The sequence below is a fragment of the Ruegeria sp. AK4 genome (assembly GCF_056541025.1).
Genome location: NZ_JBQFXS010000014.1, coordinates 70,635 through 88,962, shown reverse-complemented (window position 1 = coordinate 88,962; position 18,328 = coordinate 70,635). Strand labels below are relative to the sequence as shown.

Here is an 18,328-nt window from a genome sequence, read left to right as displayed (position 1 = left end):
TGCCTGATGATGCTGCGCGACCACCATGGCTCGCTTTCGGGCATGGATGCGGTGGTGATTGGCCGGTCGAACATCGTGGGCAAGCCGATGGCGCAATTGCTGCTGGGCGATAGTTGCACCGTGACCATCGCCCATTCGCGCACCAGGGACCTGCCGGATGTGGTGCGGCGCGCCGATATTGTCGTGGCCGCTGTCGGACGGCCCGAGATGGTGCCGGGTGACTGGATCAAGGAAGGCGCGACCGTCATCGACGTAGGCATCAACCGGATCGAGCGCGACGGCAAGAACAAGCTGGTTGGCGATGTCGATTATGCCAGCGCCGCCGAACGCGCGGGCGCGATCACCCCGGTTCCGGGCGGCGTGGGTCCGATGACCATCGCTTGCCTTCTGGCTAACACCCTGACAGCCTGCTGCCGCGCCAATGACCTGCCCGAGCCCGAAGGGCTGACGGCCTGATCTCGAACGGTCGGACCGTTTGCTGCGGTCCGACCGGTATTTCCTGCGGCGGTCAAACTGACGCGCGCGCCGAAAAATTCCCAGTGAATTAACTTTGAATGCACCCAAAATCGTGATATTCCTGCTTTCCCAGACAGTTACGGGCTAGCGGCGAATGCCGGCCCCGCGCTGGCGTATCGGGATTGGAAGTGGATCGTTTAATAAGTATGACGTCGAAGTTGGTTCTGGTTCGCAACCTGTGCACGCCTCAGCGGGTGGTTGCCGCGGCAATATTCCTTCCAGTGTTGGCCTATGCTTTCCCGCCATTCCTGGTGGCCGATCTGCCGTTCATTTTGCGCCTGCTGTTCTGGACCGGGGTGATGGGGCTGGCCCTGTCAGCGACCTGGGTGGCGCGGAAACTGGTGCAGGACAAGCTGGCAAAGGCAAATCTTCATCTGCGTGATCTGGCATATGCAGCATTGGTGCTAGCCTTGTTGACCCCGTCGCTGTGGCTTTTGGCCTGGGTTCTGTTCACCTTTGGCGGAACATGACCCCCGCGCTGACGACAGTCGCAAATTACGGGATTCTGTTTTCCGCCGGATTGTTTCTGGTGCGCCGGAATGAACGGGAAGGGGATGAGCCTCAGCCCGTCGCGCCGCGCCTGATGCGGCGGCTTCCCCCCTCGTTCAAGGGCCAGATTTTTCATCTCACCGTGCGCGACCATTATGTCGACGTTGTCACCTCTGAGGGCACATATACCATCCGGTCCCGCCTGACCGATGCCATCGCCGAGATGGAGCCCGTGCCCGGGCATTGCGCGCACCGGTCCCATTGGGTCGCGGACGACGCAATAAACGGCATCGAGAAGGCGGACGGAAAAATCTGGCTGCGGCTGGTCAATGACGATCTGGTTCCGGTCAGCCGGAAGTACCGACCGGGGCTGGAGCAGGATGGTCTGATCTGAACCTATCGCGGCATCGGGATCATCTGTGGGTTGGGCCCGGTCAGGATCGCCCGCGCATTCGCGCCCATAAGGCCCGACAATGCCTGATCCGAGCTGCGCAACCCGCCGGTATAGGCCCCGTAGGCGGGCAGGATCAGGCGATTGCTGTCCAGCAAAAAGGCCGGGCGGGTGATTGCCCGCCCCCGCGCCCGCAACGTTGCCTTGGGGTGATAGTGCCCGGATACCTCACCCTGCGCGCCGGGTTCGGCAATATGGCGAAAGAGCAGCGATTGGCAGGCCCAGTCGGCCCGGTGTGTGCCGCCCAACTCGATGGGGCCGAGGTCATGGTTGCCTTCGATCCAGATCCAGTCCCGGCCCGCCTGCATCGCGGCAATCCGAAGCGTCTCGGACGCGGCCAGCGACGTCGAGGCGAGCAGATCGTCGAAACTGTCGCCAAGGCACAGGACCGTTTCGGCCCCGGTCCTGTCCAGATCCGCGGCCAGCCGATCCAGCGTGTCGCGGCTGTCATAAGGCGGCAACGCGGGGCCGCCGATCCGGGCCAGCCGCTCGGACTTGCCCAGATGCAGATCGGAGACGCACAGCAAGCGCTGGTCCGGCCACCACAGAGCGCCTGAGGCAAGGGCAGTCAGGCGCTGACCGGCAAATGAAAACTCTTTTCCGTTCATGATACGTTCTTTGCCGGTTTCACCCCGCAACGCAAGGTGAATCACGAGGGCTCCAACCCGGCCTTCTGCAACAATCGCGCGCTTTCCTCGGCCAACAGCCGTTCCTCGGCAGTGCCTTTGACCGGAACCTTGCCGACCTCCAGAAACAGCGGCGCGGCCAGGGGTGACACGCGGTCCAGCCGCAACAGATCGATCCGGTCGCCGATGCGGGCGACCATGGCTTCGATCCGCCCGAAATCGACCAGGCCGCGCATGGCCTCTTCGCGGGTGATCTGCATCAGCAGGTGATCGGGATCGTATTTCAGCAGCGTGTCATACAGGATGTCCGAGGAAAACGTCGCCTGCCGCCCGCTTTTGCGCAGACCGCCGGTGTTGCGTTCGATCAGCCCGGCAATGGTGGCCGAGGCGCGAAAGGTGCGCTTCATCACCGCGTTTCCGGCCAGCCATGTGTCCAGCCCCTCTCGCAGTGCATCCAGTTGGAACAGGGGGCGCGGGTCGGTTACGGCGTCCAGCCCCCAGATCAGAGTTGCATAATCCGTTGCGACAAACCCCAGCGGCGCCAGCCCGGTTTCCTCCATCCTCTTGGTCAGCAGCAACCCCAGCGTTTGCTGCGCATTGCGTCCGGCGAAGCCGTAAACGCACAGGTTTTCCCGCCCGTCATTGGGAAAGCTCTCGATCAGCAGGCGGTCGCGTTGGGGCAGGCGGGATATGTCGCGCTGCAAGGCTAGCCAGTCGGCGGTGTGGGTCGGCAGTTGCGGCCAGTTGTCCTGCGAAAACATGCGCAGGATGCGGTCGCTCAGCTGTGTTGAGGTCGCGAATTTGGTGCCCGAGAACACGGCGACCTTGGGCTTTTTGTCGGCGCGGCGGCTGACCTCGACCACCATTTCGCGCAGGCCTTCGTAGCGCACGATCTGACCGCCGATCAGGAAGGTGTCACCGGAGGTGAGCGAGGCTGCGAAGCCTTCCTCGACCTCACCCAGGGGTTTGCCGCCCCGGTTCCGCCTCAGCCGCACTTTCAACGTGTCTGTGTCCTGAATTGTCCCCAGATTCATACGGATACGCTGCGCCGCGCGGGGGTCGCGCAGCTGCCACAGGCCGTCGGGGCGCTGCTGCAGCCGTTGCCAGCGATCATAGGCACGCAGGGCGTAGCCCCCGGTCGCGCAGAAATCGAGACAGGCATTGAATTCGGCCCGCGTCAGCCGCGCATATGGCCCGGCCGAGGTCATTTCGTGATACAACGCACCCGCCTCAAAAGCCCCGGCAGCGGCGGCGATCAGGATGTGCTGGCACAACACGTCGCGCGGGCCGGGGCCGCGTGGCTCGCCATCAAGCTCATGCGCCTTGGCGGCTTCGAGCGCGGCGACGCATTCCACCACTTCGAACCGGTTTGCGGGCACCAGCAGGGCTTTGGACGGCGCGTTGTAGCGATGGTTCGCACGCCCGATCCGCTGGACCAGACGTTTGACATTCTTGGGCGCCCCGATCTGGATCACCAGATCCACATCCCCCCAGTCGATGCCCAGATCCAGAGAGCCGGTGCAGACGATGGCGCGCAGATCCCCGCGCACCATTGCGGCCTCGACCCGTTCGCGTTGTTGCCGATCGAGGCTACCGTGGTGGATGCCGATGGGCAAGCCTTCGTCATTAGCAAGCCACAGATTGTGAAAGAAAATCTCGGCCTGCGCGCGGGTGTTGTGGAAGATCAGCGTGGTTTTGTGCTGCCGGATCTGGTCCAGCACGGCCGGGATGGAATAGGCCGCGCCGCCGCCGGACCAGGGGGGCATTTCCCGGGTTTCCAGCATCCGGATATCCGGGTCGGGGCCGGGGTCGGCTTGTATGATCCGGCAGGGGTCCGGGTGGCGGGCCAGAAAGCGGGCGATGGCATCAGGGTCTTCCACCGTGGCCGACAGGCCGACGCGGCGCATGTCGGGGCAAAGGCGCTGCAGACGGGCCAGCGCCAGCATCAACTGGTCCCCACGCTTGCTTTCGGCCAGAGCGTGGATTTCATCCACAACAACGCGTTGCACCCCCTGGAACATATGCGGCGCGTCCTCATAAGAGGTCAGCAAAGCCAGACTTTCCGGTGTGGTCAGCAGGATATGCGGCGGGTCCACCCGCTGGCGTTTCTTCTGCGTGGCCGAGGTGTCGCCGGTGCGGTCCTCGATGCGAATTGGCAGGCCGATCTCATCCACGGGTGCGCGCAGGTTGCGCTTGATATCCGCCGCCAGCGCCTTGAGCGGTGAGACATAGATTGTGTGCAACCCCGCATGCGCGCCGTCGGAAAGCTCGGCAAGCGACGGCAGAAACCCCGCCATCGTCTTGCCGCCGCCGGTCGGGGCAATCAGCAGGTTGGCCGGTTCCTTGGCCCGGTCAAACATCTGTTGCTGATGGGGATGGATGGACCAGCCCTTGGCTGTGAACCAGGCCTCAATCCGTGCGGGAATCTGCGTCATGGACGCAGACTACCCGCCTCGGAGTGGTAATGGCACGGCGTTATTTGACGATTGTTTCGTCTTTCACAAACATGTTCGCCCAGGCGCGATCGATCAAGTCGGGGCTCATCTGATAGGGGATGCCCTCGAACTCGCAGATCGAGATCATCTGGTCGATCAGGAAGATCGGCTGGTAGTTCGCATAGATATTGTTGATGGTCGGGTATTTGACCTTCAGCAGATGCACCAGCGCGGCCTCATCCAGCGGCATGCCGCGTTTGCGGGCGACCATGGCGAAGATTTTCAGGAAGTTTTCCTGATTTGGGCCGTCGATCTTGATCTTGAAGAAGATCCGGCGCAGGGCGGCCTGGTCGAAGATTTCGTTCGGGTGGAAGTTGGTCGAGAAGATGACCAGCGTGTCAAACGGCACCTCGAACTTCTCACCCGATTGTAGGCCAAGGATATCCTTGCTTTCCTCCAGCGGAACGATCCAGCGGTTGATCAGGGCCTGAGGGGGTTCGGCCTGACGTCCAAGGTCGTCCACGATGAAGATGCCGCCGGTGGATTTCAATTGCAGCGGCGCCTGATAAGTGCGCGCGGTGGGATTATAGACCAGATCCAGCATGCTCAGCGACAGTTCACCCCCCGTCACAACGGTCGGGCGTTCGCATTGCACATAGCGCGTGTCGAACCGCTTGCGGCGGCGCAGGCTGTTGGGGTCGTCTTCTTCCTGTTCAATCGCGGTGTGCACGATCGGGTCGTAAACGGTGATCACCTGACCAGCATATTCGATGGCGCGCGGAACATAGACATTGTCGCCCAGCGCATCCCTGATCCCGTTCGAGATCGAGGATTTACCGTTACCCGGAGGGCCATACATCAGAACCGAACGACCGGCGCTGACCGCCGGGCCAAGCTGGTCCAGCAGCATGTCGGGCAGAACCAGATGGCCCATGGCGCCCGTCAATTGTTCGCGCGTGACCTGAATGTTGCGGATCGATTGCCGTTTGACCTGCTCGCGGTACACATCCAGCGGCACCGGCATCGCGCCGAAATATTCCGACTGGCTCAGCGCGTCCAACGCGCGGGCCTTGCCGGCGTCGGTCAACTGGTATCCCATCTCGTTTCCGCTGTTGGCGTTCAGCGTCCCGGTCGCCTCGAGCAGTTTCTGCTCGCGCGCGATGTCGATCAGTTCCTGCGTGACCGATCCGGGCAGGCAGATGGCGGCGGCCACTTCTGATACCGTGTCGACGTTTTTGCGGAAAACGGTTTTCAGCATGATGTCCCGCATCATCACCAGCGGAAGCTGCATTTCACCCAACCCCTTGGGGGCAGGGGGGGCCATAACGGATGTGGTCTGCATATTCATGAGCGTTGCCCGTTTATCCAAATGTCACGCAAAAGCCCTTAACGGGCGACTTTGGTGAAATCTGGCCCAGCTTTGTGGCGGGACCAAGGCAGCGAAAAGGCGCGCTGATGATAGTTCACGATCCGAGAACAGTGCCCAATATCAAATACATGGCAAGCCCGCCCGCAAGCGCCAGACCCATCGGGAATTTCTTGCCGGTGTCCCAGCTGTCCCAATGCGGCGCGATGGTGCGCAACCGGCTGTGTTTCGCAATGCGATGGGTTGTAACCGCCGCAAGCAGGCACGCGATCATGACGGGCAGAAAGATGAGGATGTCTCCGGTCCAAACGAACGGTGAGGCCGCGGCCAGGAATTTTGCGTCCCCCGCGCCCATAGTGCCGGCAGCATTCAGGACAATACCGATAATGAGGACAATGACGATGTGCAGAAGCTGCCAGAAATAGATTGGCAGCGTAAGGGAAAGCGGCCCGATATCGCCACTGACTGCCCCGGTGGACCAGGGCGGAAGGGCAATCAATCCGACGACCACATACACCACGGCCAGAGTCACAACCGCGTGGTTCTTGATCCGCATCTCACGCATATCGGTGAAGGCGACGTAAAAGCAGATCGGCAGCACGAAAGGCAGGAACCAGAGCGCAGCAACCGCCGGGATTTGCATGACTCAGCTTGCCTCCAGCGCGCGAAGCGAGCGGACCGCTTCGTCAAAATGCTGCGGGTGGGTGGCAATCGCTTCGCGGAACAGGTTTTTGGCCGTGTTCACATCCCCTTGTTTTACCGCCGAAATTCCCATTGTGTTCAGCAATCTGGCGCGTTCGACCTGAGACATGGGAACAACCGGCATGCTGTAGTTGCCCTGCGCTGCACGCGCCAGAACCAGGTTGTTCTTGGCGGTGAACAGCGAATTGTCCTGACGTATTGCATCGGTAAACAGGCGCTCGGCTTCGTCATACTGGCCTCGGGTCAGTTTGGAATAGCCCCAGTTGTTCATGACACTGCCGGGGCGGGTCGTCAGCCCGACGGCGGTTTCATAGAAATGATCCGCGCGCTTCCAGTCTTTCTGGGAATCCGCCACCAGCGCCTCAAGTCGGTACCGCTTGAACGTTTCATATGTGGGCGGGATCGAATCCAGAACGGTTTCGGCTTTGTCCCAGTCTCCGTTGCGCACCAGCGCATCGGCATATTCAACCTTGTCGGCACTGTTTGTGCCTTTCATGGTCGTCACCCGTTTCCATGCGGCAGCGGCTTCGGTGGTGCGCTTGGCCCGGGCCAGCGATATGGCCAGTCCGCGCTGTAGATCGATCCGGTCGGGATTCTTGCTGGCAGCGCCGTGGAAATAGGTCACGGCCTCGTTCGGGTCCGCTGCGCTGAGAAGAACGTCGTTCAGGTTGGTTTCGTCGATGACGTTCACTTCCTGAAACGTGCGTTCGACCTTTTCCTCTTCGGTTTCTTTCGCGCAGCCAGCCAGAACCAGCCCGCCAAGAATGATGGATGGAATCAAGAATTGTTGGCGCATTTTTGCGTCCTTTACTGCTCTGGCCTCGGTTACTGGATTTTGCGCAGCGAAAATTGCCCGTCGCCAAGCTGTTCCAGCGTATATTCTTGTTCTTGTGGAGTATTATTAACAGGATTTTCCATTTTTGCGAGTGCTAAGCGCAGATTGTCGCGGATTGCGTCACTTTCGCCATTGTCCAACGCATAGGCGCGGCGAAAGACCTGTGCGGCCTCGGGATATTCCTCAATCTCCATGAGCAGAACGCCCAGATTGTTCCACGCTACTGGCCAATCTGTGTCGTCTTCGACCGCGCGGCGCAGCAGGGTTTCGGCCTGTCCCAACCGGCGAAGGCCTAGGTTCGCGGTGCCCATCGATGTCAGTATCTGGGGTGTCAGCCCTTCTTCCAAGGCGGCGCGCGTAAATGTTTCAAGCGCCAGTTCATATTCCCCTGCTGCCATCAGGCGGTTTCCGACGGTGATGCTGTCCGCAGCCTGCCCCGTGGGGTCCACCCCCGGCGCATCCAGATCGCTGGACTGCCCGCTTTCAGTGCAAGAGGCCATCACGGTAAACACCATGATGGCCTTGAGCACTTGGCGAAACCCTGAAAGGTCACACCGGCGGAGTGGTCTCATTTGGTAGCAACCTCAGCGTCCGAAGGTCGAGATGACGTTGAAAGATGGTCCGACCAGAATAACGAGAAGCGGCGGAACGGTCAGGCCCATTGTTACCAGTGTCATCTTTGTGGGCAACTTGTTTGCGGCCTCTTCCGCGCGCATAACCCGCTTGTCCCGCATCTCCGAGGCGTAAACCCGCAGAGCTTCGGCAATAGATGTACCGAATGTTGCCGACTGGATCATGACGGTCACAAAAGCGTTGACGTCCTGAACGCCGCATCTGGTGCCAAAGTCCCGCAGAACGGTGTCTTTGTCTTTACCGGCCTTCATCTCATACGCGACGACTTCGAATTCCTGCGCGATTTCGGGGTACGAGCTTTTCATCTCGGACGCCACGCGGACGATGGCCTGATCCAGCGATTGTCCGGCTTCAACGCAGACAAGCATCAGGTCCAGCGTGTCTGGGAAAGCGGCGATGATCGCCTCTTTGCGTTCTTCCACGCGGCGGGTGATCCAGTATCTGGGAAGCATATAGCCGATACCGCCGGGCACCAGAACGCGGATCAGGATTTGCTGGCCGGTATATTCCTCATCCCCGGCAAAGACCGTGACCAGCAGAACGCCGATGACGATGCCGATGATCCCCAGAGCAAACTGGGCGAAATGGTAAAAGCGGACCGAGTCCTTGGACTGATATCCGGCCTGCCGCATCTTGAGCTGAATGGCCGACAGCTCTTCTTCGTTCTTCGGCTCAAGAAAGGTCGCGAACTTTTCAAGCTGCTCGTTGCGGCTGGAGTTGCGAAGCTGTTCTTTCTTGTTTTTCTTGCTCTTTTTTGGCTGCGAGTTTGAGCGTTGCAGTTTCTTCAGGGGGTCTTCGGGCTGATTCATCATCAGCGAGACGGCCACAAGGACCATGACCATCCCCAGAACGCCGACAACGATCAGGGGGCCGAACTCTCCCAGGTGCTGGGTCAACAGGTCGTTGATGCTGGTCAGGAATTCCATTGTACTGCCCTCAGACCTTGATGTTGGTGATGATCTTCATGACGATCAGGTTCAGCGTCAGCATGATGCCGACAAAGAAGCACATCGGAATGAAGTAGGCGTGGTCCAGAACCTCGTCATAATAGCCGGGGTCCTTCACCAGAATGAACGCAAGACAGGCCAGCGGGAAGGCAGACAGGAACTTGCCGGACCACTGCGCTTCGGCGGTAATCGCTTTCACGCGGCGGAACAGGCGGAAGCGGGCACGGATGACCTGCGCCAGACCGGCCAGAATCTCGGCCAGGTTACCACCGGACTGCTGCTGGATACCCACGGCCACGGCCAGAAAGCGCATATCCTGCATATCGAGCCGTTCCGCCATGTCTTTCAGCGCCTCGCCCACGTCGCGGCCATAGGCGCATTCGTCTGCGATGACGCCAAATTCGGTTGCCAGCGGGTCCTGAACCTCATTCGCGACAATCTGGACCGAAGACACGAACGGGTTGCCCACACGCAGCGACCGGACCATCAGTTCAACCGCATCAGGCAGTTGTTCCTCAATCATCGACATGCGCTTTTTGGCTTTGTGATTGACCCAAGCATAGACAGCGCCCACGCCAATCGCGACCGAAATCGCAATCCGCAGCGGCAGGTCGGTCGGGGTGCCGATGCTGAGCCCCATAAAGGCCACTGCGGACACAAGACCCATGATCATGATCAACTGGCGCGGCGTAAACGCAATCGCCGCCTTCTGCGCCTTGTCAGCCAACAATGAATACAGAGGGATGCTCTGCGTTTTCATATGCTGCTGCATTTCCTTGCGCAGCTGCTCCAGCACCTGTTCGCGACCAACGCCCTTGTCGAGCATGTCCAGACGGCGGTTGACCCGGCTGTTCAGGCTGATGGATTTGCCGAATGCGACCAGATAGATACCTTCGACCAGGGCCAGGACCCCCACGAAGATGGCGACATAGATAAGTGCCTCCATAGGCAGTTGCATGTCCTGATCTCCTACATTGTGGTTGGGTCGTAGATCGACGCGGGCAGGTCAAAGCCCCACAGGCGGAAGCGTTCCGAATAGTGGCTGCGCACGCCCGTTGCGGTGAAGTGACCGATGATCTTGTTGTCGGGGGTCAGACCAACACGTTGAAAACGAAAGATTTCCTGCATCGAGATCACATCGCCTTCCATCCCCGTGATCTCGGTGATCGAGGTCATCCGGCGCGAGCCGTCCTGCAAGCGGCTGGCCTGAACCAGCAGGTTCACAGCAGATGAAATCTGGCTGCGGACCGCCTTGATCGGCATCTCGATCCCGGCCATCGCGATCATGTTTTCCAGACGCGAGATACCATCGCGGGCCGAGTTGGCGTGGATCGTGGTCATCGATCCATCGTGGCCGGTGTTCATGGCCTGCAACATGTCGATCACCTCGGCGCCACGCGTTTCCCCCACGATGATGCGGTCGGGGCGCATACGCAGGGCGTTTTTCAGACAGTCGCGCGGGCTGACCTCACCTTTTCCTTCCACGTTGGGGGGGCGGCTTTCCATCCGGCCCACATGGGTCTGCTGCAGCTGAAGTTCCGCCGTGTCCTCAATGGTCAGGATGCGCTCGGCGTCGTCGATGAAGCTGGACAGGGCGTTCAGCGTGGTCGTTTTACCGGAACCGGTACCGCCCGAGACGATGATGTTCAGTCGGGTCGACACAGCGGCCTGCAGATAAGCGGCCATTTCTTCGGTAAAGGCCCCGAAATTGACCAAATCGTCGATGCCCAGCTTGTCTTTCTTGAACTTACGAATCGAAACCAGCGATCCGTCCACCGCAATCGGCGGTACCATGGCGTTGAAACGCGAACCATCGGCCAGACGGGCGTCAACGTAAGGGTTTGATTCATCGACACGACGGCCCACGGCGGACACGATCTTGTCGATGATCCGCATCAGGTGCTTTTCGTCCTTGAACGTGATGTCGCTGAGTTCCAGCTTACCGGCGCGTTCCACGAAAATCTGCTGCGGGCCGTTTACCAGAATATCGTTGACTGATTCGTCCTGCAGAAGGGTTTCCAGTGGGCCAAGGCCAGTGACTTCGTCATAAAGTTCCTTGTTGAGCTGTGACCGGTCGTCCCGGTTCAGAACGATATTCTTGGCCTCAAGCACCTCGCTGGCGATGGCACTGATCTCCGAGCGCAACTCTGCCTCGCCTGCGTTTTCCAACGCGGCAAGGTTCAGGTTTTCAAGCAGTTCCCGGTGCAGTTCGATCTTGATCTCGCCCAACCGCTCTTTGCGCTTGCGCTCTCGGTCGGATCCGACGACTTCGGCCGTTTTTTTCTGGATGGGCTTGCGCACAATCGCGGTTGCGGCAGAGGTCGCCGCCGGGGCTGATGCGGCCTCGGGGGCTTTGTCGGGTGTCTGTACCGGCTGCGCAGCAGGTTGTTTCTTGTATCTTGAAAACACGGCGGATCCCCCCTTGGGATGATGTTACGCGGCTTCTGCGTCGTTGCTGCCCAGGCTGTGCAGCGATTTCGCCAGCTTCGCGATTTCCCGGCGCAGCGGGTTTTTCGCGGCCGAATTGGCAAGCGGCAGGCCATGATCGCCACTTTGCATGACGGGTTTGCCGCCATCTGGCAGTTGCAGGTCAATCGAAATGCCAAGGCTTTCACCCATGCGTTTCACGCGGCTTTTACCGTTCAGGTCCGTGAACTTGGGCGCACGGTTCAGGGCAAAGCGCAGCTTGTTGAAGGGCAGTTCTTCGGCTTGCAGCGCGCGTTTCAGGCGCAACGCGTTCTGCGCCGACCGCATATCCAGTTCGATCACGGCGAAATACACATGCGCGGCCTGCAGAATCGTTTCCGACCACAGAACCAGCGTTTTGGGCATGTCCACGATCACATAGTCGAAATGCTTCCGCGCTAGATCGATCACCCGCTGGATGTCTTCCGGCGTGATCAGGTCCAGTGGCACCATGTCTGACGGCGCGGTCAGAACCTGCAGCTTTTCTTCATAGGTTTGAAGGGCTTGCGAGAAAACCTCATCATCCATCGAATCGGTGTCCGACAGCATTTCGAACACCGTCTCGCGCCGCGGCAGGTCGAGGTAAGTCGAAACCGTGCCATATTGCAGGTCCAGATCGATCAGACAGACCGAGGGGGCCTCTTTGTCCGACACGCTGGCAAGCTCCCACGCAAGGTTGACGGCCAGCGTGGTCGATCCAACGCCTCCGGCAAGCCCGTGGGTCACGAACAGCGCGCCTTCCTTGGACGCGCCGTCGGTCAGGGTGGCTGCTGCTGTGGGGGCAACGGCAACCGGGTCAGGCTGGTTCATCCGCTCGATGGCTTCCGCCAATTCCCCTTCGGGAAGAGGGTAGGGGACAAATTCGTCGGCGCCCTTGCGCAGCAACTGATGCAACGAGGCGGGGGTCACGTCCTCGGCAATCAGCACAACTTTGATTTTCTTGTCTTTGGCCTGAGCGATGATTTCACCCATCAGCGTCAGGTTATCTTCGTCTTCGCCATCGATGGCCAACGCGACGAATTGCAGCGAATCGGCTTCGGGCTGGGTGAAGAACGCGAGGGCCTCGGCAAAACCAAGATCTCCCCAACGCTCGCCCAGAGCCGCCTCCATATCTTCGATCAGCAGGTCGAAATTCTGCACGTCCCTGCTGATCGTGCAGGCCAGAATGGCGGTATTTTCATCTTGCGGCGTAGCGCTGGTCATAAACACAATCCTCGTCGTGAGGGCCCAGCATCTCGTGCGAACGTCGGTCGTTCAGGTTGATTTGCTGTCGCCCCGATGCGGTCAATTCAAGCCGCAGGCCACCCTATTGTTCACAATGTCGCTTTGAAGTTGGGCGAGAATTTGGCGCAAAAGAACCAATTGTAGGGAAATGGGCGACGATGTCGCCCATTCCAAGCGTATTATCCACCGCCGTCGCCGCCATCGGTGGCTTCGACTTCTTGAATCGCGCTTTCGGTCGTCGCGCTTTCGATATACTCGCGATAGATGACCTGGGCATACTTGCCGTCCAGCGTCTGCGACCGGCTGTCAACAAAGCCTGCGACCTCGGTCACGGTGCGGCGGTTCCGGCGGTCCCGATTCGGGGTCGCCACCAGCGGCTGTGTTTTGCCAAACGAGACCACCGCCTCGAGCCGCGAGCGCGAGATGCCCTGCTGCGAGAAGAAATTCACGACAGCTTGTGCGCGTCTCAGGCCCAGGCTTTGGTTGTAACCGTCCGAGCCGACCGCATCCGTATGCCCGTAAACGCGGAACCTTGCTTCGGGGAACTGTTTGATCCAGTCCGCCTGCTGCAAAAGTATCCGCTGGGCGGAGGCGTCCAGCTGAGAGCTGTTGAAGGCGAAGTTCACCTGGCTCGGCACCTCAGAAGCAAACCGCCGTCCCAGAATTTGCGCATAGGTCAGTTCTCCGGTCATGACCTGCGTGTTGTTCAGGGCGGCATTTCCGAATGTGCCCTGGTCGATCTCGTATCCTGCCTCGCGCGTACATGCGGCGACAGCGACCGTCAGACCCAGTGTAATGATCCACTTCTGCATTGGTCCGATCCTCCTGATCAATCTAGGACGTAGCCGTAAGAGTTGCCGAAGTCCTGTCTGGCGACTTCCGATGCACCACCCGCGCCGGAACGCACCGTGCGAGAGACCCGGCCATTCACGAACAGATCAAATTCGCTGGGCGGTTTGACGCGATCGGTCGGCAGGGCCAGAGTTTCGCCGCGGACAGGGGATACTAGGTGCGCCGTGACGATGATGATCAGTTCGCTTTGTTCGCGCTGATATTCCGCGCTACGGAAGAGCGAGCCCAGAACCGGCACATCGCCCAGCCAGGGCACTTGGCTGCTCAGGTCCGCGAAATCGTCCTGAAGCAATCCGGCGATGGCAAAGCTTTCCCCGTCACGAAGTTCGACAGTTGTCTTGGCGCGGCGGGTGATGAAGCTGGGAACCGTGTCACCGTTGATGGTGAAGTCCGAGCTGGAGTCGATCGCCGACACCGCCGTCCCCATTTCAAGGTTGATCAGGTCGCCGTCTACCACACGCGGAACAAAGAGCATCTCGACACCGAAGGCCTTGTATTCGATGGCCACAACGCCGTCATCCTGCGGAACCGGGATCGGAACTTCGCCACCTGCAAGGAAGCTTGCTTCCTGCCCGGACAGGGCCGACAGGTTCGGCTCGGCCAGGTTGCGCGCCAGCCCCTTTGTTTCAAGGGCTTCCAGCAACAGACGAATCTGGGTTGAACCCGCGCCGAACCCGAACAGGATGGCGCCGTTGTTTTCCTGAACAAACGGAATGCCGCCGTTCAGCGCGTTGGTCAGAGCGCCCTGGTTGTTCAGGGTGTTGAAACCTGCGGTCAGGTCGTTGCCCGCAAAGCCCAGGGACGCGGATAGGCTTTTGGCCACGGACCGGTTCATCTCGGCAAAGCGGACTTTCAGCATCACCTGCTGAACGCCGCCAACCGACATCAGGTTCGATACACGCTCGGGCGCGTAGCGTTCCGCCAGTTCAAGCGCACGGGCCAGCTTGGCCGCGCTTGAAATTGTGCCCGACAGAACGATGCCGTCATTTGCCGTGCGAACCTCGACCGGTTCGTTGGGCAGGATCTGACGCAGACGCTCTTTGAATTCGGTCACATCCGGTGCAACGCGCACGCGCACGTTGGCGATCAGGTTGCCGACGCCATCAAACAGGGTCAGTGTGGTCAGGCCGGGGGCCTTACCCAGAATGTAGATGGTGCGATCAGACAGCGATGAAATGTCGGCGATGCCGGCATTTGCGATGCTGAGTTCCGCGAACGGTTCTTCGCTTTCCACGACGATCGCGCGATTCATGGGCACGTCCAGTGTTTCCACCGTGCCCTTCTTTACCACGCGAAGGGTTTCAGCCCAGGCGGCATCGCCGACCGGGCCCATAACAAGCGACAACCCCAGCAGGGTTGCGCTGATCCAGGAACGTAATGTCATGTGACCTGCCTCTCCGATCACGCCTCGTTTTTTGGGTCTTTTGCCCTATGGTGAGAAAGACTGCGCGAAAACCAAATTTATTGCAATAATCAATGGTTTCCGGAATTTTCCTTATGTGGACAATGGGCAACAATCCCATCAAAAAGGGCCGCGCTGTTCGCGCGGCCCTGTGCGTGTAACGGTTTGAATTCCCGTCAGTTTGTGCACGGAATCGGGGCTTCGATGATATCGGCTCCCCGTCTGATCCGAGTGGTGCAGATTTGCTTGGGCGCGGCCTGCGGCGCAGGTGCGACCTCTTCGATGCCCAGCAGGGTTCGCTGGTCCACCTCGATAACCTCGATTGCTGTCGCAATTTCCTCGTCTTGCTGGATGCCGACCAATGCAAGCGACAGCCGACCGGTGTTTTGCGCCTGCGCCAAAGCGGCAACCTGTTCCGGGGTTGCAGCAACGGTCACGGTCCGGGCGATAGTCGCGCCGGTCACGTCGGAACCGGTGGTCTGATCGACGGCAATCAGTTCGATGCTTGTCTGAATCAAGCGCGTGATACCGCCATTTGCGCCTTCGGCAATGCCGCTGGTGCCTGTCCAGTAGATATCGACATTGTCACCCGGCCGCAGAAAGCCCGAAACGCCCGAAGCGACATCGACGCTGATTGCAAAGGCCCGCATCCCCTTTTCCAGGCGCGAGGTCAGGCCGGCCTTCCCGCCCGGTTCGGTGACCTTCACGACCATCAGCGCCTCGTCTTTTTCCATCGCCCGCAGAACGAAACGGTCCGGGTTGCCGGTTTCGGGGAACAGAACGGCCATCTCGGTAAAGGTCCCCTCGGGGATCGCTGTCTCGGGCCATTCGACGATGCGAACATCTTCCGCGACAAGCTTTTCACCGTATTTCAGCGTCCGGTTCGATACGATCACGCCCACGGTGGGCACAACCTCGACCTGTTTGTTGGCATTTGCCAAGGCTTCCGCCGCCGCCTGTTTTTGGCGGGCAAGCTCTTGCTGGTAAGCCGAGATGTAGTTGCGCGCCATATAGACGGCACCCCCGGCCAGAGCCACCCCGACAATCAGGACAAGTCCGAATACCGCTCGCATGCATGCACCTCTTATTTGGTTTGATCGATGGCTTCGCAGCCAACCGACCACTCTGAAACAGCCTATTTTCTAAATCGGAATTGTGTCGAAATGTGGGACAAATGGATTTTTTGTAAAGATTTGTTGGGGTCTATTGCGCCTGTGCACAGACATTACCGGGGTCCGGAAACGCAAACTCGCCGCGACCCGAAGGCGGCGGCGAGTGCAATCTCGTTGTGTATCCGATAGTCCGGTCGTCCGAGGCAGCAGTCAGTTCACTTGTCCGGCGCTTACGATACCGCCAGGCGAGCCGGTTGTTGTCCCGGTACTTACGGTTGAAGTGCTGAGCGTCGTATTGACATTGCCGCCAACGGTGTCGGTTGCCGATTGAATGGCCGCCACCAGAGCCGCGCCCAAGGCAAGGATCAAAGCGACCAGGACAACCCAGTCGACGGTGATCGCCCCGTCTTCCCTTTGTTTTAAGTCCCTAAAGAACCTGATCATTCGTCACCCCTTCGAACACAATTTTTGGCGGGTCGATTTTGTTTGCCGAGTTTCCGCGCCTAATATCCGTTGCAATAAACTTGACCTGATTGCGTGGCGGAATTTGGGCCAAACATGGGTTTTCGCGTCAAATTCGCTAATTTCTGGCCGTTTATTAAGGTTCTACATCCCCGCGGCGCTTCAGATCCTTGATGGGAAAGCGCGACCAGGCAGGCAATCGAGCCGGCAACGGGTCCTGGGAAAAGACCGGCCCAGTTCAATGGGCGATCTGGTTGCATCATCCCGCGACAGCAAAAAAAGCCGCGCCAAGATGGCGCGGCTTTAATTCTGGCTTGGCGAGAAGGCTTAGTTGGTGCCTGCGCCAGTGATACCACCTGCAACCGAACCGTCGCTGGTGCCGGTGCTCAGAGTTGCCGAGGACAGAGCGGTGTTCACGTCTGCCGCCAGGCCCGATGCGCCGTCTGCGATTTGCTGGTATGCTACGGTGCCCAGACCGATGACTGCTGCGGTCAGAACAACCCAGTCAACTGTTACGGCGCCGTCTTCGTCTTTGCGGAAGTTCTTGATGAACTTGATCATGTTACGTCCCTCCTAAAGGATCTAATAAAGTCTAATAAACCTTGGCGTCTTCCAGAGCTTTCTCTCTCAGTCCGCTCCCGACCGTCTCGGTATGACCTAATGTTTGACGGTTACGCGTGGCAGGAATTGGGCCAAACGCAGATTTTTTTCCGGATCGCTTAACTTTTTGGTGACGTTTTCCGTAACCCATGGAAAATAAACAAAAAGAAAATCCATCAATGTGTTTGCTTTGATCCGGGGCGATGTAAAATTGCGGCAAATGAGGCGAAATTGCCCCATTTCGCTTTGTTTTTCTGGCTTTGCGGGAAGGTTTGGGGTTCAAATCACCTAAAACGAAAGCATGAGGCAGGCAAAAAATGAATCTCCGGGACGCACTTAAATGCGCCGGTGTGTTGGCATTTCTGACGTCAGGCATCGCGCCCGCCGTCGCCACCGAGGTAGAGCCAGGCGGCGTTTCCAAAAGAATCAAAGCCCCCAAGCCGGGTGAACGCCCGCGTGTCACCATTCGGATCACGCCCGAAGAACACGCGGCGCGCCGCTCAGCGCCCAGTACCGGTACGAAGATTGTTGTGCCGGAAATCATCGCCCGCACCAAAGTTGCCCCGCCGGACGCGCCTGATGCCGGTGCCAAGCATAAGCCCAAAGGGGCCTACAAAGCCTTTTGGGAAAAGGTATCGCCCGAGCTTGCGCAAGCCGGGGCGTGGCGGTTGGATGATGCGATCAAAGCACTGGCGGCAACCAGCGTAAGGTCGCCGCGACTGCAAACGCTGCAGAATATCGCACAGGAACAGGGGGTCGAGATTTTGCGCTCGACGGTCGGCACCAATGTGTCGCCTGCGCTGGTTCTGGCGGTGATTTCCGTGGAGTCGGCCGGCCGCGCAGATGCGGTCAGTTCTGCTGGGGCGCAGGGATTGATGCAGTTGATGCCCGCCACGGCCGCCCGGTTCGGGGTTCAGGACAGTTTCAAACCGTCGCAGAACATTGCGGGCGGTGTGAAATACCTGGACTGGCTGATGGAAGAGTTTGGTAACGACCCGATTCTGGTTCTGGCCGGATACAATGCGGGCGAGGGGTCCGTGCGCAAACATAGCGGCGTACCGCCCTATGCCGAGACCCGCGACTATGTTCCCAAAGTGCTGGCGGCCTTTCAGGTGGCGCGTGCGCTTTGCACCACGCCACCCGATCGTGTGTCGGATGGCTGTGTCTTCCACGCCCTGAACTGAAAAAGCCCGCCGGTCTGGCGGGCTTT

19 protein-coding genes and 1 pseudogene are annotated in these 18,328 nt (G+C 59.4%); 4 read left to right on the top strand and 16 right to left on the bottom strand.

Annotation, left to right across the window (positions count from 1 at the left end; all coding sequences use genetic code 11):
* The 3 genes and pseudogenes from ACR0EZ_RS19700 to ACR0EZ_RS19690 all read left to right on the top strand — a co-directional run.
* A pseudogene (locus ACR0EZ_RS19700) lies at positions 1-456 on the top strand (bifunctional methylenetetrahydrofolate dehydrogenase/methenyltetrahydrofolate cyclohydrolase); the annotation flags it as partial.
* Positions 457-662: 206 nt separating this feature from the next.
* Entirely contained in the window at positions 663-986 is a 324-nt protein-coding gene (locus ACR0EZ_RS19695; protein WP_480616330.1) for a hypothetical protein, read from the top strand.
* On the top strand, positions 983-1,399 hold the full coding sequence (locus tag ACR0EZ_RS19690; RefSeq protein ID WP_480616328.1) for a LytTR family DNA-binding domain-containing protein: 417 nt from the start codon (positions 983-985) through the stop codon (positions 1,397-1,399). Before ACR0EZ_RS19695 ends, ACR0EZ_RS19690 begins: the two co-directional genes overlap by 4 nt.
* Before the next feature lie 2 nt (positions 1,400-1,401).
* On the opposite strand, the gene pdeM is transcribed toward ACR0EZ_RS19690, so the two are convergent.
* The 16 genes from pdeM to ACR0EZ_RS19610 all read right to left on the bottom strand — a co-directional run bounded on the left by pdeM (position 1,402) and on the right by ACR0EZ_RS19610 (position 17,494).
* A complete protein-coding gene (gene pdeM, locus ACR0EZ_RS19685; protein ID WP_480616327.1) occupies positions 1,402-2,064 on the bottom strand; it encodes a ligase-associated DNA damage response endonuclease PdeM in 663 nt (220 codons plus the stop codon).
* Positions 2,065-2,105: 41 nt separating this feature from the next.
* Positions 2,106-4,517, bottom strand: a complete 2,412-nt coding sequence (locus ACR0EZ_RS19680) for a ligase-associated DNA damage response DEXH box helicase (RefSeq protein ID WP_480616325.1) — start codon at positions 4,515-4,517, stop codon at positions 2,106-2,108.
* Between the two features lie 40 nt (positions 4,518-4,557).
* Entirely contained in the window at positions 4,558-5,865 is a 1,308-nt protein-coding gene (locus ACR0EZ_RS19675) for an ATPase (protein ID WP_480616323.1), read from the bottom strand.
* Between the two features lie 115 nt (positions 5,866-5,980).
* On the bottom strand, positions 5,981-6,526 hold the full coding sequence (locus tag ACR0EZ_RS19670) for a prepilin peptidase (protein WP_480616321.1): 546 nt from the start codon (positions 6,524-6,526) through the stop codon (positions 5,981-5,983).
* Positions 6,527-6,529: 3 nt separating this feature from the next.
* A complete protein-coding gene (locus ACR0EZ_RS19665) occupies positions 6,530-7,381 on the bottom strand; it encodes a tetratricopeptide repeat protein (RefSeq protein ID WP_480616319.1) in 852 nt (283 codons plus the stop codon).
* A gap of 29 nt (positions 7,382-7,410) precedes the next feature.
* Entirely contained in the window at positions 7,411-7,935 is a 525-nt protein-coding gene (locus tag ACR0EZ_RS19660; RefSeq protein ID WP_480616335.1) for a tetratricopeptide repeat protein, read from the bottom strand.
* Between the two features lie 69 nt (positions 7,936-8,004).
* Complete coding sequence (locus ACR0EZ_RS19655) at positions 8,005-8,979, bottom strand: type II secretion system F family protein (protein ID WP_480616317.1); 975 nt, start codon at positions 8,977-8,979, stop codon at positions 8,005-8,007.
* A 10-nt stretch (positions 8,980-8,989) separates the two neighbouring features.
* Positions 8,990-9,958 carry a type II secretion system F family protein gene (locus ACR0EZ_RS19650; protein WP_480616315.1) on the bottom strand — a complete coding sequence of 323 codons (969 nt, stop codon included), beginning with the start codon at positions 9,956-9,958 and terminating at the stop codon, positions 8,990-8,992.
* Positions 9,959-9,969: 11 nt separating this feature from the next.
* Complete coding sequence (locus tag ACR0EZ_RS19645) at positions 9,970-11,409, bottom strand: TadA family conjugal transfer-associated ATPase (protein WP_480616313.1); 1,440 nt, start codon at positions 11,407-11,409, stop codon at positions 9,970-9,972.
* A 24-nt stretch (positions 11,410-11,433) separates the two neighbouring features.
* Positions 11,434-12,669, bottom strand: coding sequence for a CpaE/TadZ family protein (locus ACR0EZ_RS19640; RefSeq protein WP_480616311.1), 1,236 nt, complete (start codon positions 12,667-12,669; stop codon positions 11,434-11,436).
* 200 nt (positions 12,670-12,869) lie between these two features.
* Positions 12,870-13,502: an OmpA family protein gene (locus tag ACR0EZ_RS19635; protein WP_480616309.1), complete on the bottom strand. Its 633-nt coding sequence runs from the start codon at positions 13,500-13,502 to the stop codon at positions 12,870-12,872.
* A 17-nt stretch (positions 13,503-13,519) separates the two neighbouring features.
* Positions 13,520-14,926, bottom strand: coding sequence for a type II and III secretion system protein family protein (locus tag ACR0EZ_RS19630; protein ID WP_480616307.1), 1,407 nt, complete (start codon positions 14,924-14,926; stop codon positions 13,520-13,522).
* A gap of 194 nt (positions 14,927-15,120) precedes the next feature.
* Positions 15,121-16,017 carry a Flp pilus assembly protein CpaB gene (gene cpaB, locus ACR0EZ_RS19625; protein ID WP_480616306.1) on the bottom strand — a complete coding sequence of 299 codons (897 nt, stop codon included), beginning with the start codon at positions 16,015-16,017 and terminating at the stop codon, positions 15,121-15,123.
* A gap of 249 nt (positions 16,018-16,266) precedes the next feature.
* Positions 16,267-16,500 carry a hypothetical protein gene (locus ACR0EZ_RS19620; protein ID WP_480616304.1) on the bottom strand — a complete coding sequence of 78 codons (234 nt, stop codon included), beginning with the start codon at positions 16,498-16,500 and terminating at the stop codon, positions 16,267-16,269.
* A gap of 345 nt (positions 16,501-16,845) precedes the next feature.
* Positions 16,846-17,079, bottom strand: a complete 234-nt coding sequence (locus ACR0EZ_RS19615; RefSeq protein ID WP_480616302.1) for a Flp family type IVb pilin — start codon at positions 17,077-17,079, stop codon at positions 16,846-16,848.
* A 31-nt stretch (positions 17,080-17,110) separates the two neighbouring features.
* Positions 17,111-17,494 carry a hypothetical protein gene (locus tag ACR0EZ_RS19610; RefSeq protein WP_480616337.1) on the bottom strand — a complete coding sequence of 128 codons (384 nt, stop codon included), beginning with the start codon at positions 17,492-17,494 and terminating at the stop codon, positions 17,111-17,113.
* Between ACR0EZ_RS19610 and ACR0EZ_RS19605 the strand changes: the two genes are divergently transcribed.
* Positions 17,436-18,302, top strand: a complete 867-nt coding sequence (locus ACR0EZ_RS19605) for a lytic transglycosylase domain-containing protein (protein ID WP_480616300.1) — start codon at positions 17,436-17,438, stop codon at positions 18,300-18,302. The two genes, ACR0EZ_RS19610 and ACR0EZ_RS19605, sit on opposite strands and share 59 nt — an antisense overlap.
* The last annotated feature ends 26 nt before the right edge of the window (positions 18,303-18,328 follow it).

Excerpts from the sequence above, each read along its gene's own strand:
- ACR0EZ_RS19695 (WP_480616330.1), top strand. The coding sequence starts at position 663 with ATGACGTCGAAGTTGGTTCTGGTTCGCAACCTGTGCACGCCTCAGCGG.
- ACR0EZ_RS19690 (WP_480616328.1), top strand. The coding sequence starts at position 983 with ATGACCCCCGCGCTGACGACAGTCGCAAATTACGGGATTCTGTTTTCC.
- pdeM (WP_480616327.1), bottom strand. The coding sequence starts at position 2,064 with ATGAACGGAAAAGAGTTTTCATTTGCCGGTCAGCGCCTGACTGCCCTT.
- ACR0EZ_RS19680 (WP_480616325.1), bottom strand. The coding sequence starts at position 4,517 with ATGACGCAGATTCCCGCACGGATTGAGGCCTGGTTCACAGCCAAGGGC.
- ACR0EZ_RS19675 (WP_480616323.1), bottom strand. The coding sequence starts at position 5,865 with ATGAATATGCAGACCACATCCGTTATGGCCCCCCCTGCCCCCAAGGGG.
- ACR0EZ_RS19670 (WP_480616321.1), bottom strand. The coding sequence starts at position 6,526 with ATGCAAATCCCGGCGGTTGCTGCGCTCTGGTTCCTGCCTTTCGTGCTG.
- ACR0EZ_RS19665 (WP_480616319.1), bottom strand. The coding sequence starts at position 7,381 with ATGCGCCAACAATTCTTGATTCCATCCATCATTCTTGGCGGGCTGGTT.
- ACR0EZ_RS19660 (WP_480616335.1), bottom strand. The coding sequence starts at position 7,935 with ATGGTGTTTACCGTGATGGCCTCTTGCACTGAAAGCGGGCAGTCCAGC.
- ACR0EZ_RS19655 (WP_480616317.1), bottom strand. The coding sequence starts at position 8,979 with ATGGAATTCCTGACCAGCATCAACGACCTGTTGACCCAGCACCTGGGA.
- ACR0EZ_RS19650 (WP_480616315.1), bottom strand. The coding sequence starts at position 9,958 with ATGCAACTGCCTATGGAGGCACTTATCTATGTCGCCATCTTCGTGGGG.
- ACR0EZ_RS19640 (WP_480616311.1), bottom strand. The coding sequence starts at position 12,669 with ATGACCAGCGCTACGCCGCAAGATGAAAATACCGCCATTCTGGCCTGC.
- ACR0EZ_RS19635 (WP_480616309.1), bottom strand. The coding sequence starts at position 13,502 with ATGCAGAAGTGGATCATTACACTGGGTCTGACGGTCGCTGTCGCCGCA.
- ACR0EZ_RS19630 (WP_480616307.1), bottom strand. The coding sequence starts at position 14,926 with ATGACATTACGTTCCTGGATCAGCGCAACCCTGCTGGGGTTGTCGCTT.
- cpaB (WP_480616306.1), bottom strand. The coding sequence starts at position 16,017 with ATGCGAGCGGTATTCGGACTTGTCCTGATTGTCGGGGTGGCTCTGGCC.
- ACR0EZ_RS19620 (WP_480616304.1), bottom strand. The coding sequence starts at position 16,500 with ATGATCAGGTTCTTTAGGGACTTAAAACAAAGGGAAGACGGGGCGATC.
- ACR0EZ_RS19615 (WP_480616302.1), bottom strand. The coding sequence starts at position 17,079 with ATGATCAAGTTCATCAAGAACTTCCGCAAAGACGAAGACGGCGCCGTA.
- ACR0EZ_RS19605 (WP_480616300.1), top strand. The coding sequence starts at position 17,436 with ATGAATCTCCGGGACGCACTTAAATGCGCCGGTGTGTTGGCATTTCTG.
- ACR0EZ_RS19610 (WP_480616337.1), bottom strand. The coding sequence starts at position 17,494 with ATGCCTGACGTCAGAAATGCCAACACACCGGCGCATTTAAGTGCGTCC.